This is a genomic window from Aggregicoccus sp. 17bor-14 (assembly GCF_009659535.1).
Taxonomy (GTDB): Bacteria; Myxococcota; Myxococcia; order Myxococcales; family Myxococcaceae; genus Aggregicoccus.
Genome location: NZ_VJZZ01000002.1, coordinates 15,945 through 29,570, shown reverse-complemented (window position 1 = coordinate 29,570; position 13,626 = coordinate 15,945). Strand labels below are relative to the sequence as shown.

Annotated in this window: 14 protein-coding genes; 6 read left to right on the top strand and 8 right to left on the bottom strand. The window is 73.8% G+C overall.

Annotated elements, in window-relative coordinates:
* Nucleotides 1-5: 5 nt before the first annotated feature.
* On the bottom strand, nucleotides 6-788 hold the full coding sequence (locus FGE12_RS03970) for a hypothetical protein (protein WP_153864924.1): 783 nt from the start codon (nucleotides 786-788) through the stop codon (nucleotides 6-8).
* Nucleotides 785-1,912: an endonuclease/exonuclease/phosphatase family protein gene (locus FGE12_RS03965; protein WP_153864923.1), complete on the bottom strand. Its 1,128-nt coding sequence runs from the start codon at nucleotides 1,910-1,912 to the stop codon at nucleotides 785-787. The genes FGE12_RS03970 and FGE12_RS03965 overlap by 4 nt, the downstream gene beginning before the upstream one ends.
* Before the next feature lie 382 nt (nucleotides 1,913-2,294).
* Between FGE12_RS03965 and FGE12_RS03960 the strand changes: the two genes are divergently transcribed.
* Nucleotides 2,295-2,672 carry a TraR/DksA family transcriptional regulator gene (locus tag FGE12_RS03960; RefSeq protein WP_153864922.1) on the top strand — a complete coding sequence of 126 codons (378 nt, stop codon included), beginning with the start codon at nucleotides 2,295-2,297 and terminating at the stop codon, nucleotides 2,670-2,672.
* Between the two features lie 9 nt (nucleotides 2,673-2,681).
* Here the strand turns inward: FGE12_RS03960 and FGE12_RS03955 are convergent, their stop codons facing one another.
* The 4 genes from FGE12_RS03955 to FGE12_RS03940 are packed head-to-tail and all read right to left on the bottom strand — an operon-like array spanning nucleotide 2,682 to nucleotide 7,816.
* The gene (locus FGE12_RS03955; RefSeq protein ID WP_153864921.1) at nucleotides 2,682-3,152 is read right to left on the bottom strand and encodes a hypothetical protein; all 471 of its coding nucleotides are present in this window, start codon (nucleotides 3,150-3,152) and stop codon (nucleotides 2,682-2,684) included.
* Between the two features lie 53 nt (nucleotides 3,153-3,205).
* Nucleotides 3,206-4,096, bottom strand: coding sequence for a type II CAAX prenyl endopeptidase Rce1 family protein (locus tag FGE12_RS03950; RefSeq protein ID WP_194797566.1), 891 nt, complete (start codon nucleotides 4,094-4,096; stop codon nucleotides 3,206-3,208).
* A gap of 54 nt (nucleotides 4,097-4,150) precedes the next feature.
* Complete coding sequence (locus FGE12_RS03945; RefSeq protein WP_153864919.1) at nucleotides 4,151-6,409, bottom strand: DPP IV N-terminal domain-containing protein; 2,259 nt, start codon at nucleotides 6,407-6,409, stop codon at nucleotides 4,151-4,153.
* A gap of 15 nt (nucleotides 6,410-6,424) precedes the next feature.
* Complete coding sequence (locus FGE12_RS03940) at nucleotides 6,425-7,816, bottom strand: PLP-dependent aminotransferase family protein (protein ID WP_153864918.1); 1,392 nt, start codon at nucleotides 7,814-7,816, stop codon at nucleotides 6,425-6,427.
* A 216-nt stretch (nucleotides 7,817-8,032) separates the two neighbouring features.
* On the opposite strand from FGE12_RS03940, the gene FGE12_RS03935 reads away from it, so the two are divergent.
* Nucleotides 8,033-9,364 carry an erythromycin esterase family protein gene (locus tag FGE12_RS03935; RefSeq protein ID WP_153864917.1) on the top strand — a complete coding sequence of 444 codons (1,332 nt, stop codon included), beginning with the start codon at nucleotides 8,033-8,035 and terminating at the stop codon, nucleotides 9,362-9,364.
* Between the two features lie 48 nt (nucleotides 9,365-9,412).
* On the opposite strand, the gene FGE12_RS03930 is transcribed toward FGE12_RS03935, so the two are convergent.
* Complete coding sequence (locus FGE12_RS03930; protein ID WP_153864916.1) at nucleotides 9,413-9,796, bottom strand: ACT domain-containing protein; 384 nt, start codon at nucleotides 9,794-9,796, stop codon at nucleotides 9,413-9,415.
* 109 nt (nucleotides 9,797-9,905) lie between these two features.
* Between FGE12_RS03930 and FGE12_RS03925 the strand changes: the two genes are divergently transcribed.
* Genes FGE12_RS03925 through FGE12_RS03910 form a run of 4 tightly spaced genes read left to right on the top strand, consistent with a single transcriptional unit; the run spans nucleotide 9,906 to nucleotide 13,011 of the window.
* The gene (locus tag FGE12_RS03925; protein WP_153864915.1) at nucleotides 9,906-10,631 is read left to right on the top strand and encodes an SDR family oxidoreductase; all 726 of its coding nucleotides are present in this window, start codon (nucleotides 9,906-9,908) and stop codon (nucleotides 10,629-10,631) included.
* On the top strand, nucleotides 10,628-11,449 hold the full coding sequence (locus tag FGE12_RS03920; RefSeq protein WP_194797565.1) for a dihydroneopterin aldolase: 822 nt from the start codon (nucleotides 10,628-10,630) through the stop codon (nucleotides 11,447-11,449). Before FGE12_RS03925 ends, FGE12_RS03920 begins: the two co-directional genes overlap by 4 nt.
* Nucleotides 11,446-12,234 (top strand): SDR family NAD(P)-dependent oxidoreductase, encoded by a 789-nt coding sequence (locus FGE12_RS03915; RefSeq protein ID WP_370458878.1) that lies wholly within the window; start codon nucleotides 11,446-11,448, stop codon nucleotides 12,232-12,234. Before FGE12_RS03920 ends, FGE12_RS03915 begins: the two co-directional genes overlap by 4 nt.
* Before the next feature lie 21 nt (nucleotides 12,235-12,255).
* The gene (locus FGE12_RS03910; protein ID WP_153864914.1) at nucleotides 12,256-13,011 is read left to right on the top strand and encodes a queuosine precursor transporter; all 756 of its coding nucleotides are present in this window, start codon (nucleotides 12,256-12,258) and stop codon (nucleotides 13,009-13,011) included.
* Nucleotides 13,012-13,018: 7 nt separating this feature from the next.
* On the opposite strand, the gene FGE12_RS03905 is transcribed toward FGE12_RS03910, so the two are convergent.
* Nucleotides 13,019-13,564: an RNA 2'-phosphotransferase gene (locus FGE12_RS03905; RefSeq protein ID WP_153864913.1), complete on the bottom strand. Its 546-nt coding sequence runs from the start codon at nucleotides 13,562-13,564 to the stop codon at nucleotides 13,019-13,021.
* Between the last annotated feature and the right edge of the window lie 62 nt (nucleotides 13,565-13,626).

Below are 13,626 nucleotides of genomic sequence, written 5' to 3'. Positions count from 1 at the left end.
TGACCTTACCCCGCCCAGATGAAGTCGAGCGTGGGCAGGAAGTCGTGGGAGCGGTGGTGCTCTCCGGAGGCGAAGTCGTAGGCGTGCTGGTCCGAGCTCCACCACTGCGCCCCCAGGGCGAGCCGCCCGTGCACGCCCACGCCCACGTCCACCCCGGCCCCGACCCGCGTGCTCCACGGCGAGCCCCCGGCGTCGTAGTGGAACAGGTCCCCCTGAAGCCGCAGCCGCAGCCGCGGCCGCAGCGCCCACTCGCCGAGCACGCCCGCGCGGGTGCGCACGCCGCCCAGCGCGGGGGCGAGCAGCAGCTCGAGCGGCGCCGGGGCGCCGAGGCCCTGGGTCTCGCCCAGCGGCCGGGTCAGCCCCACCGCCACGTCCGCCGAGACGGTGAGCAGCCCGGGCTCACCCAGCGCGCGGCTCGCGCGCACGCCGGCGTGGGGCACCAGCGAGAGCCCCACCGTGCGGCCCGAGGTCTTCCACTCCGGCAGCAGGTGCCCCTGCAGCACCCGCAGCGCGAGCGTGGGGACGCTCGCGCCCGCCTCGCCCGCGAGCACGACGCCGCCCACGCGGCCCAGCGCCACCTCGGCCCCCGCGTTGGGCGCGAGCGCGCAGAGCAGCGGGTGCGCGCTCAGCGTCACGCGGTCGCTCACGGCGTAGCGCAGGGGCTCGAGCACGCCCACGGACCAGGAGCCCCGCGGCGCGAGCAGGGCGCTGTCGCGCGGCGCGAGCGGCGGCGCGGCCGCAGCAGCGCCCGCCGCGAGCAGCAGGCCGAGCACGAGCGCGCGCCTCACGGCTCCACCTCCCAGGTGCCCACCGTGGGGCAGTGGTCGCTGAGGTAGAGCGGGTTGGACTGGATGCCGGAGTCCCCCGCCTGCTGCAGCACGTCCGTGGTGCCCGGCACCCACGCGTCCGGCGCGCGCACGAAGAGGTAGTCCAGCGTGCGGTTCCAGAAGCCGGGCTCCCCGAGGCTTCCCACCGTGTCCGGGCCGATGACGCTGTGGGTGAAGTAGCGGCGCTGCGTGCTCTCGGTGCTGCCCATGCGCTCGAGCGGGATGGCCGGCACGTAGTCGCGGAAGAAGGGCACCATGTCCTCCAGCGGGTACGGCGGCTGCTCGAACTCGGTGCCCAGCGACGAGGGGTGCTCGTCGTTGAAGTGGCTCGTGCGCACCGCGACGGGCGGCAGGGAGTTGAAGTCCCCGCCGATGACGAAGGGCAGCTTCTCCTCCTGCAACAGGGTTGCAATCTGCTTCAGGTGCTTCTGCTTCGTGCCGTCGGTGTCGTAGGCCTCGGTGTGCACCGTGAGCGCCGCCACCTGGCGCTCTCCCACCTGCAGCACGGCGCGCGCCACGGCGCGGTGGATGTAGAAGGTGCGGGTGAGCGGGTCCTGGTCCGAGCGGTCCTCCTGCGGGATGCGCTCGGCGAAGACGATGGGATAGGTGGAGAGGATGGCGTTGCCCAGGTTCATCCGGCCCACGCCCTCGCTGGGGATGTAGCGGCTGTCCCAGGTGGCCACGTAGGCGGCCGAGTTGAGGTGGGTGTGCTCGAGCAGGCCGCGCACCATGTCCACGTAGGCGGAGCGGCGGCTGTTCACCTCGATCTCCTGCACCAGCAGGACGTCCGGGCGCACCTCGTTGATCAGCGCGTAGGCGCGCGCGAGGTTCTCCTCCACCTCGCCGCGCGTCATCTCCACCCGGTCGCCCCAGAAGTCGAACCAGAAGTCGATGCGGCCCGCCCCGTACTTGATGTTCCAGGTCATCACCTTGAGCCGCAGCGGGCTGGGCGCGGGCGGCGGCGTCCACGCGCCCGCGCGCTGGATGACCGGCACGGGCTCGCGCACGTCCCAGCGCTGCGCGGGCGGCTCGCAGGCGGCGAGGGGCAACAGCAACAGCAGCACGAGCGGCAGCGGGCGCGGCATCGCGGGGGGACTCCAGACGGGAGGGGGTGCGGCAGTATGCCCGAGCGCAGAGGCCCGACACAGCTGGGCCCCGTGCAACGCCGCGGCCAGCCCCGCTTCCGTGGCATGCCGCGCCGCGCCGTCCCGGCCACGTGCACCGGCCTGCACAGGCCCGTGTGCAGGCGGCTGCACAGGACCTCACCCGGGCCCCTGCTCCCGAGCCGGGGACCAGCGCCCGGGCGGGCGGCCCGTGCCCCGGCTGCGGGAAGGCCGCGCACCCTGCCGCCCGGGGGCTGCTGACGGGGCGTGAGGCGCAGCGCACGGGGTGCCGCCGCGGGCCAGCGTCGTTAGGGTGCCCCAGGGCTCCGGTCCACACCCTTCGCGGAGCCGCAGGAGACCGACCATGGGACAGGCCACCCAGCTCACCCGCGAGGACGTGGAGCGCCTCACCGCACGCTTGCGCGCCGAGTACGACCGGCTCACCGCGATGCACGCCGACTCCCGTCCCGACCCGGACCCCGCCCAGGCAGACCCCGGGGACGACGCGGACCTCGCCGAGGACCAGCGGCGCGACACGGTCTCGGTCTCGCACACGGACGTGGACGACCGCGAGCTCGCCCAGGTGCGGCGCGCGCTGGACAAGCTCGCGGAGGGGACCTACGGCGTGAGCGACCTCACCGACGAGCCCATCCCGCTCGCGCGCCTGGAGGCCATCCCCTGGGCCACCGCGAACGTGGACGAGCTCGAGGACGGCGCACCCGCGGGCGTGCGCGACGTCTAGGGCCCCGCGCTACGGCTGCGGGAAGCCCGCGCGCGCCCAGTCGTTCATCGTGTCGCGGGTGAACTTGAAGTTCGGCGCCACGCGGTAGCTGGCCACGCGCTCGCGCGCGTCATCCACGGCCGAGAGCAGCGCGTGCGGGTCGTGCTCGTCGGGCACCAGCTCGAGCTTCACCTCGTACCACTTGCCCTCCCAGGCGATGGAGAGCCGCTTGGTGAGCGCCGCGTCGCGCTGGCGCTCCGAGCGGTCGAGCACCTCGGAGGCCGTCTTCACGAAGGTGGCGAAGGCGGAGGCGTCGAAGGGCTTCGGGGTCTTCTTGTCGCGCCCCATCACCCAGGGGCTGATGAGCACGGGCTCGGGGATGCCCGTCTTGCGGATCTCCACCGCCCAGCCGTCATCGTCCTCGTTCTTGATGACGCGCGCGGTCCACCCGTTCTTGCTCCACAGCGTCGGCTCCATGATCTCGGTCGCTTCGGTGCTCATCCAGAGACCCTTAGCACCTGTTACCGACACGCGGAGCCGACCTGCCTGCCTGGTCAGCGCGCGAGCGCCGGAGCCAGGCCCGTCTCCCGTCCGGTGCCGCCCGTCTGGACCGCCGCCCGCTCGCGCTGCACCAGCACCGCGAGCACGCCCACGAAGAGCAGCGTCCACAGCGCGAGCGGCAGCCACTCCGGGCCCCACGCCGCGCCCTCGGTGGCGAAGAGCCCGCCCATCTGCCAGCGCGAGGTGGTGAAGAGCACGGCCTCGTTCGTGCCGGTGTGCACGCCGGCCGCGAGCCACACGTTGCGCGTGAGGAGGTAGAGCGCGGAGAACGCGAGCCCCGCCACCGTGCGCTGTGCGAAGGCCCCCGCGCGGAAGGGCTCCACGGCCAGGTGCAGCGCGGCGAAGAGCAGCGCGGGGACGAGGAGGCGGAAGGCGAGGCTCTTCTCGCGCCAGAGCATGAGCGGGAAGGCGCGGCTGCACACCTCCTCCATCACGCTGTTGGCCGTGAGCGAGAGGGCGCCCGCCGCCATCAGCAGCGCCACCGCCAGCGGGCCGCCCTGCTGGAAGACGGTGGCCTTCACCTGCAGGCTCCCCGTGTCGAGCCCCACCAGCTGCGGCCAGCCCAGCAGCACGAAGCCACCGAGCGTGCCCGCGACGAGGTGCCCGAAGGCGGGCCACGAGAGCGCCATCCCGAGCGCCGGGGCGGTCTTGCCCTCCACCCGGTGGTAGAGCCAGCGGGTGAAGAGGACGAGGCCCGCGAAGAGCGCCATCAGGCCCGCGTACTCGAGCGGCCCCATCGCCTCGCGGCCCCCGTGCAGCGACTTGCCGGTGAGCGCGTGCACCCCCGCCATGAAGCCGAAGCTGAGGCCGAACACGGCGGCCTGCTGAAGGAGGAGCGTGGCCCAGCGGTGGCGGCGCAGCAGCGGGAGGATCGCAGGTGTCATGCCCGCACTACGGCGGCCCCCGCAGGCCATTGCATCCGGGGGGCCGCACGGCCGTCACTGGCCCTGCGCAGAGGCCGCGGCCGCCTGGGGCGGGCCGAGCTTCTCGACGAAGTAGCGGCGCACGTCGTCGCGGTAGTAGCGGCCCGCGGGGCCCTGGGGGCTGTGGCCCTCGCCGGGCATCACGAGCAGGTCGAAGCGCTTGCCCGCCGCGATGAGCGCCTGCGCCATGCGCATCGTGGTGGAGAGCGAGGCGTTCACGTCGCTCGTGCCGTGCATCAGCTTCAGCGCGCCGCGCAGCTGGCCGGCCACGCGCAGGTTCGAGCCCAGCTCGTAGGCCTTCGGGTTCACCGACGGCAGGCCGAGGTTCGGCTCGTTGATGAGCGCCTCCTCCTCCAGCGCCCCGGGCGCCCCGGCGTAGCCCGCCTTGAAGAACTCGGGCGCGGTGAGCATGCCGCGCAGCGCGAAGTAGCCGCCCCACGAGTGGCCGTAGATGCCGGCGCGCGCGAGGTCCATGTAGGGCCGGGATGCAGCCGCCTGCTGCAGGGCGGCGACGTGGTCCGGAATCTCCGTCTGCCCCACCCGGCCGTAGTTCGCATCCTGGAAGGCCTTGCTGCGGCCGGGCGTCCCGCGCGCGTCGATCACCGCGACCACGAAGCCCAGCTGCGCGAGCGCGTGCGCCTCCGTGGCCATGCCGTTGTTCACGTAGCTCCACGGCACGATGGAGAGGAAGGGGCCCGCGTAGATGTAGTCGATGACCGGGTAGCGCTTCGTGGGGTCGAAGTCGCGCGGCTTGTAGAGCACGCCGTAGAGGGGCGTCGCGCCGTCTGCCGCCTTCGCCGTGAAGCCCTCGAGCGGCTGCAGCCCGAGCTGGGTGAACCCGCTCACGTCCGCCTGCGCGAGGCGCAGCACCGAGCGGCCGTCACCCGCGCGCAGGTCCCACGCGCGCGGGACGGTGCGGGTCGAGTGGCCGTCCACGAAGAAGCGCCCCGTGGGCGAGGGGAAGAGGCGGTGCACGCCGGGCTCGGGCGCCACGCGCTCGAGGGCGCCGCCGGCGAGCCGGACGCGGTACGGGATGCGATCGTAGGGCGCACCGGCCTCGGCGGACGCGAGCACCAGCAGCTCCTGGCCTCCGGCGCCCACGCCCAGCACCTCGTGGACGGGGAAGGCGCCGCGCGTCACCTGGCGCTCGAGCTTGCCCGCGTAGTCGTAGAGGTACACGTGGCGCCAGCCGTCGCGCTCGGACATCCAGAGGAAGTGGCGGTTGTCCGGCAGCGGCGTCACCTGCGTGGCCCAGCCCGCGCGGGCGCCCGGGCTGTCACCGGCGAACTCGAGCGCCGCGACGAAGGACTGGGGGCGCTCCTCGCGCAGCACGAGGCGGGACTTGCCCGTGGCGGGGTCCACCGCCACCAGGTCCAGCCGCTTGCCGTCGCGCGAGAGCTGCAGGACGAGCGCCTCCTTCCCGTCCGGCCGCCACCCCGCGACCCAGTCGTAGGTCTCCTCGGGGTGCGCAGCGACCTGCGTCACGCGGCCCGTCGCGGGCTCCACCACGTGCAGCTCGGTGCGCGCGAGCGGCGTGCCCGTCTTCGAGTAGGGCACCCACTCCACCTGCTCGAGCGGACTCGAGTAGTCCACGATGGGCAGCTTGTGCACCTTGCGCGCGTCGCTGCGCGCGACGAGGAGGAAGCGGCCGTCGGGAGACCAGCCGCGCTCCGGCACCTGCCAGGCGTAGTCCTTCTCGCCGGGCCGCGCGACGAGGCTGCGCCCGGTGGCGTCGAGCACCTCGAAGCCCTCCTCGCGCGGGTGCGCCACCGCGCCCCCGGCCGGAGCGGCCACGCCGTCCCTCAGGGCGAGCCCGGCCGCGTCCGTCGGTGCGAGCGCCGTCACCTTCGCGGCGCCTTCGAGCCCGAGCGCGAAGGGGCGCCCCTGCAGCGAGAAGACGAGGCGCTTGCCATCCGGCGTGACCGTGAAGGGCACGAAGGGGACGGCGAGCGGCAGGTCCTGGCCGAGCGCCTTCAGCTGCGCCGCGAGCGCCTCGTGCGTGAGGACGGGGCGCGCCGTGCGCGCGCGTGCATCCACCAGCACCCAGCTACCCGCGTGCTCGCCCACGGCGGACCAGTAGACGAAGCGGTCGGTGTCTCCGAGCCACTGCGGCGGGATGACCGTGTCCTTCACGAGCTGGGCGCTGCGGAAGACCTTCTCCGCGAAGTCGAGGCGCGCCTGCAGCGGGTCCGCCGGCTCGGCCGCGCGGGCGAGCGGTGCGAGCAGCAGCATCAGCATCAGCAGCAGTGAGCGGGTGGGCAGAGAGGATGGCATGGCGGAACTCCCGGGTCAGAGGACGGGGACGAGCGGCCGCACGGGCGAGCGCAGCAGCTCGGTGAGGAGCGCGAGGCCGCGCGAGAGCTCGTCGCGCGAGCGGGCCGCGGTGAGCGAGACCCGCAGGGCGTTGGGGGCGCTGCCCGGGCGCGGCGTGAAGAGGTGCGCGGGCCCCAGCGTGAGGTGGCGCGCGAGCCCCTGCTCCACGAGCTCCAGCGCGCGGCGCTCCTCGGGGAGAGCCAGCCAGAGGAAGGAGGCGGTGGCGTGCGCGCGGTACCGGAAGCCCTCGAGCGCGCGCGCTGCGAGCGCCTGGCGGGCAGCGGCCTCGGTGCGCCGCGCGTCGCGCACGGTGCGCGCCGTGCCGTCGGCGATCCACTGCCGGGCGACCTCCGCGAGCAGCGGCGAGGTGCTCCACAGGGTCGCCGCTGCGGCGGTCTCGATGGCGGGCTGGTGCGCCGCGGGCGAGCGGATGAAGCCCGTGCGCAGCGCCGGCACCGTCGCCTTGGAGAGGCTCGAGATGTGGAAGGTGCGCTCGGGCGCGAGCGCCGCGAGCGGCGGGGGCGCGTCCGGCACGAGCGGCGCGAGCGCTCCGTTCTCGATGACCGTGAGCCCCTGCGCGCGGCACACCGCCACCAGCAACTCTCGACGTGCCCGGGAGGTGACCGTGGTGGTGGGGTTGTGGTGCGTGGGGTTGCAGTAGAGGACGCGCGCGCCGCTCTCGCGCGCCGCGCGCTCGAGCGCCTCGGGGACGAGGCCGTCCTCATCCATGGCCACCGGGTGCATCGGGATGCGCAGCAGCTGCGCGGCACCGAGCAGCCCCGGGTAGGTGAGCTCCTCCACGAGCAGGCCCGCCTGCGTGGGCAGCGCGGCGAGCAGCAGCGACGTGGCGTGCTGCGCGCCGCTGGTCACGGTGACCTCCTCCACCGTGGCGGGGACGCCCTCGCCCTCGAGCCAGCGCACTCCGGCCTCGCGCTGCGCGGGCGTGCCGCCGTGCGACTGGTAGCCGCTGAGGGCCGCGAGGTCCGCGCGCGCGCCGAGCTCCTGCAGCGACGCCGCGAGCGCCAGGTGCCCCACGTCTCCCTGGACGATGGGGGCCGCGATGGGCCCGAGCTCGAGGCGGCCGGAGTCGAGCATCGGCGAGTAGGCGCTCGGGTCGGTGAGGTCGCGCACGAAGGTGCCGTTGCCCACCTGGCTGCGGATGAGCCCGCGCCGCTCCGCCTCCGCGTAGGCCCGCGTCACGGTGCCCAGCGAGGCGCCGACCGCGCGGGAGAGCTCGCGCTGGGTGGGGAGCCGGTCCCCGGAGCGCAGCTTGCCGCTGCCGATGTCTGCCGCGAGCGCCTCCACCAGCGCCACGTACACGGGCGCATCGCCCCGGCGCAGCCGCGGCTTCCACGTCGCTGAGGGCATCGGGCCTCCCGGGGCAGTCCAGATTGTTCTAGAACAATCTTGAGTATGTCCTAATGCGGTGCGGAGGGCGCGTCAAGGCGTCGGCGCGGCGCTCTGTCGTCTGGACGAGCCACACCAGGCCCGCCCGGTCCGGGTGCGATATGCGCGGGGGCCCTGCCGCATTGAGGGAGGACTTCAAGGAAGCCCGCGCTGTCCGCCCTCTCCAGGAAGGCCTCCATGCGCCACGCCCTCCGCTGGTGTCGTCTCCTTCTCCTGCTCGCCGCAAGCGCCTGCAGCACGCCGCCCTCACCGCAGGAACAGCCGGACGCGGGCCCCGACCCGGTCTCGGCCTGGGTGCGGGAGACGGCGCTGCCGCTCAGCGGCGTGGAGGCAGGACAGGGCTTCGCGGACCTCGCCCCTCTGGCGCCGCAGCTCTCGGGCGCGCGCGTGGTGGCGCTGGGCGAGGCCACCCACGGCACGCGCGAGTTCTTCCAGCTCAAGCACCGGCTGCTGGAGTACCTCGTCCTGGAGCAGGGCTTCACGGCCTTCGCCATCGAGGCGAACTTCGGCGAGGCACTCGCGGTGGACGACTACGTGGTGCACGGCAAGGGCAGCGCCGCGGCGGCGCTCGCCGGGCTCTACTTCTGGACGTGGAACACCGAGGAGGTGCTCGCGCTCATCGAGTGGATGCGCGCCTACAACCAGGACCCGGCGCACGCGCGCAAGCTGCACTTCTACGGGGTGGACATGCAGTACAGCGCGGCCTCGGCGAGCGCGCTGCAGGCCTACCTCGAGCAGGTGGATCCGGACGCGCTCGAGGAGGTGCGTGGGTGGCTCACACCGCTGGAGCGCCAGTATCCCTGGGTGAGTGTCGATGCCTCGGGGCGCCAGGCCGAGGCCGCGGCGCTCGTGGCGCCGGTGGATGCGCTGGAGCAGCGGCTGGTGGAGCGGCGGGCTTCGTACGTGGCCACTGCGGGAGAGCAAGCGTACCTGTGGGCCACGCGGCACGCCCGCGTGCTCGCGCAGTTCCTGGCGCTGACGCGGCGAGACGACGCGGAGGCCGTTGTCCTGCGTGACCAGGCGATGGCGGAGAATGCCCTGTGGCTGCTGGAGCAGGAGGGTCCCCAGGGACGCATGGTCCTGTGGGCGCACAACTTCCACGTGAGCCGCGGTTCCCGCGGCTACCACCCCATGGGCTGGTACCTGGATGACGCGCTGGGCGAGCAGCTCTCCGTCTACGGCTTTGCCTTCAGCGAGGGCAGCTTCCGTGCCCGGCTCCCCGCTGAGCAGGGCAGTGCCCTCGCCGTCCACACCGTAGCGGCCACGCCCTCCGCCACGCTGGACGCGAAGCTCGCCAGCGCAGGCGTGCCCCTCTTCGCGCTGAATCTGCGCGCGCTCCCGTCAGAGGGACCCGTGCACGACTTCTTCTACGACACGCTGTACACCCGCGAGGTGGGCGCGGTGTTCTCCGAGCTGCTTCCGCTCCAGTCGGTGCGGCCGGCCGCCGCGTATGACGGACTGCTCTTCGTGCACACCAGCCACGCCGCGCAGGCGGTGAGCGGCCCCTGAGCACACCTCCGCCAGGTTCCCCTCTGGGTCTCCTGCACGCGCTTCGCCTCACGTCTTCACGCTGAAGCCCGCGCCGCGCAGGGACGCCGCGGCCGCCTCGCGCCGCTCCTCCTTCACCAGCAGGTAGTCCGTGTCGTAGGTGGAGAGCGCGAACACCGGGATGCCGTCCCTCGCGAGCGGCGCGGTGAGGGACGCGAGGATGCCGGTGAGCCCGAAGTCCAGCGGCCCCTCCACCTTGAACGCCGCCCAGGGGCCCTCCCGCTTCACCCCCTCCGGCACGTCCCCGTAGATGCACACCACCGAGAGCTCCTCGGGCGTGCGCGTCACGCTGAAGAGCGGCCCCTGCGTCGCCCAGGCGGGGACCGGCGCCCCGGGCTCCAGGCGGCAGACGGCCAGCGGGTGGGAGGAGAGCGTGAGGGTGAGGGTGGGCATGACTGCCAGTGTCACAGGTCCGCGGGCGCCCGCCACTCCCCTCTGCCGGCCCGGCCGGGCCGGCGGGCCACCTAGCCGCGCTGGGGCGGGCCTGTTAAGGGAGGGGCCCATGGCCACCGCCTTCGTCACCGGCGCCGGCGTGCGCATCGGCACCGCCATCGCGCGCGCCCTCGCCCGCGCCGGCTACGACCTCGCGCTGCACGCGAACCGCTCCGTCGCCCCGCTCGAGGCGCTCGCCGAGGAGCTGCGCGCCGCGGGCACCCGCGTCAGCCTCCACACCGCGGACCTCAGCAGCCCGGACGCGGTGGACGCGCTCGCCCGGGAGCTGCTCGCGCGCTACCCCGCGCTGGACGTGCTCGTGCACAATGCCGGCCTCTTCGAGCGCGCCCCCTTCGCCACCGTCACCCGCGCGCAGTACCGCCACATGCAGGCGGTGAACGTGGAGGCCCCCTTCTTCCTCACCCAGGGCCTCTTGCCCGCGCTGAAGGCCGCGCCCGCGCCGCTGGTGGTGCACCTCACGGACATCGGCGGCGAGCGCCCCGTGCCGCAGTACGCGCACTACTCCGTGAGCAAGGCGGCGCTGCTCATGCTCACCCGCGCGCTCGCCGCGGAGCTCGCCCCGCACGTGCGGGTGAACGGCATCAGCCCCGGCACCGTGCTCTTCCCCGAGGACTTCGACGAGGCCCAGCGCAAAGAGGTGCTCGCGCGCATCCCCATGGGCCGCACCGGCGGCGTGGAGGACATCGCGCGCACGGTGGTGTTCCTCGCGAAGGACACCACGTACATCACCGGCCAGGTGCTCGCGGTGGACGGCGGAAGGAGCGCACAGCTGTGAGCGAGCGAGCCCTGCACCCGCCCGTGCTGGACGCCCAGGGCCGGCCCCTGGACGTCATCGAGCTGCACGGCCTGACGGTGGAGTGCATCATCGGGATGTACAGCGCCGAGCGCCTGCGGCCGCAGCCCCTCGAGCTGGACGTCGCGCTCTTCCTCGACTCGCGCGCGGCCGCGCGCAGCGGCAAGGTGACGGACACGGTGAACTACGCGCGCCTCTCCGGCGAGCTGCGCTTCATCCTGGACTCCTGCCGCTTCGAGCTGCTCGAGAGCGCCGCCGAGGCCCTGTGCCGCTACATCCTCGCGCCCCCCACGCAGGATGCGCCGCGCGCGCGCGTGCAGGCCGTCAGCCTGCGCCTGTCCAAGCCTCGCGCGCTGGGCGGCCAGTCCATGCCCAGCCTGCAGGTGCACCGGCGCGCGGAGGAGATGCAGTACGCGCTGGAGACGAAGGGCTTCGGCGAGGTGGACATCATCCACGAGGGCACGGGCTACGGCATCTACCGGTTGCGCGTGCGCCCCGGCGGCACCATCCCCACGCACGTGCACCGGGTGATGGAGGAGAGCGAGCTGGTGCTGGGCGCGGGCCTGCAGCTGCAGGGCGCCCCGGTGCGCCGCGGCTCCGCCTTCCGCTGGCCGCACGGCCTGCCGCACCGCTACGACAACCCGGGCGACACCGAGCAGACCATCCTCTGCGTGGACCGCCCGCCCTTCATCCCCGGCGACGAGGTGGAGGTGGAGGCGCCCGCGGCGGGGCTGCAGCCGCAGCCCAGCACCAGCTACTACGTGCACGAGGACACGGCGCGTCCGGAGGGCCGCTCGTGAGCGGGCTGCCCCCTCCCGGCTGCCGCGCGGTGCTCGTCACCGGCGGCGGCAGCGGCATCGGGCTCGCGGTGGCCCAGCGCCTCATGGCCGCGGGCGGGCGCGTGGCGCTGGTGGGGCGGCGGCCCGCGCCGCTCGAGGCCGTGGCCGCGCGCTTCCCGGGCCGCGCCTTCGCCCTGCCCTGCGACCTCTCGGACCCGGCGCAGCGCCAGGGCCTGGTGCAGCGCGCGCGCGAGGCGATGGGCGAGCTGGACGGCCTGGTGCACAGCGCGGGCATGGTGGTGCACCAGCCGCCGGGGCACATCGACGACGGCGCCCTGCGCGCCCAGCTCGAGGTGAACCTGGTCGCGCCGCTGCGCCTGGGCGAGGAGGCGCTCGAGCTGCTGCCGCGCGGCGGCGGCATGGTGTTCATCGCCTCCACGCTCGCGCGCCGGCCCATCCTCACCAGCGCGGCCTACAGCGCGGCGAAGGCGGGGCTGCTGCAGGCCATGCGGGTGCTCGCGCTCGCGGGGGCGCCCCGGGGCGTGCGGGCCAATGCCGTGCTGCCCGGCGTGGTGAACACGGAGCTGGTGCGCACGCTGCGGCTCGCACCCGGGGAGGCGCCGCCCGAGGGGGCCGCGCGGGCGGAGCGCGAGGTGGCGCAGCTGGCGGGGCTCGCCAACCTGCATCCGTTGGGGCGCGTGGGCCGTACAGAGGAGATCGCCGAGGCCGTGCAGTACCTGCTGGGCGCAGCCTGGACCACCGGCGCGGAGCTGGTGGTGGACGGCGGCCTGATGCTGCGCGAGTAGCCGGGGCGCGCAGAGGACGACATGCAACTGGACAAGCGGATTCAGCTCTTCGTGGTGCTCACCAGCGTGTTCGTCGTGGCGCTGTGCGTGGGCGACATCATCAGCCCCAAGCTGGTGGAGGTGCACCTGGGCAGCGTGGTGGCGGTGATGAGCGTGGGAATGCTGCCCTTCCCCATCACCTTCCTGCTCACGGACATCCTCAACGAGTTCTACGGCAAGAAGAGCGCGCGCTTCGTCACCTGGGTGGGCTTCGGGATGGCGCTGTTCGCCTTCGCCACCATCCAGGCGGCGCTCCCGCTCCCCTGGGCCCCCTTCACCCAGGCGCCCGACTACACGGGCACGGTGCGCAGCAGCTTCGACAACGTCTTCAACGGCTCGCAGCGCATCCTCGGCGCGAGCATGCTCGCGTACCTCATCGGGCAGTTCGCGGACATCGCCGTCTTCAACGCGCTCAAGCGCCTGAGCAAGAACCGCTTCCTCTGGCTGCGCGCCACCGGCTCCACCGTCATCTCCCAGCTCATCGACACCGTGGTGGTGCAGGTGGTGGCCTGGTGGGGCGTGCTGACGCCGAAGACCATCGTCTCCATCGTGCTCACCAGCTACGCGGTGAAGCTGCTCGTCGCCATCGGGCTGACGCCGCTGGTGTACGCGGGCCACAGCCTCGTGGAGCGCAAGCTGGGCATGAAGCCCGTGGTGCTGGGGCCGGACGGCGAGCCCATCGAGGAGGCCTCGCCCGGCGTGCAGGCGCTGGAGGCGAAGCCCGCGGCGCACTCGTAGCGCGCGCTCAGGGGAGGTCGAGGTAGCGCGGCGGCACCGCGTCGGTGAGCCACACCCCGTTCTCCGAGCGGAAGAAGGGGTGGCCGTCGCGGTGCATCTCGCCCGCGCGCACGCGCAGCAGCACGGGGCTGCCGCGGCGCGCGCCCACGCTGCGCGCCGTGGCCTCGTCCGCACTCAGGTGCACGTGGTGGCGCTGCCCGCGCACCAGCCCTTGCGCGCGGATGGCCTCCAGCACGGCCGCGACGGTGCCGTGGAAGAGCGTCTCCGGGGGCTCTGCGGGCGCAAGGCCCAGGTCCACCTCCACCGAGTGGCCCTGGTTCGCGCGGATGCGCCTGCCGTCCTCGCTGAGGGCGAAGCGCTGCTTGGGACTCGTCGCGACGATTTCCTCCAGCGCCTCGCGCGAGAGCACCCGGCCCTGAGCATGCAGTGCCGCGAGCAGCGCCTCGACGTCCGTCCACCCCTGCGCATCCAGCGTGACGCCGAGCGCCGCAGGGTCATGCCGCAGCACGAGGCTGAGGAACTTGCTCACGTGCGTGCGGTCCTTCGGGTCCATGGGGCGGACTGTGCGGGGCCTGGGCGCGCGCAGCAACCGGGAACGGCAGCGATGGACACGGG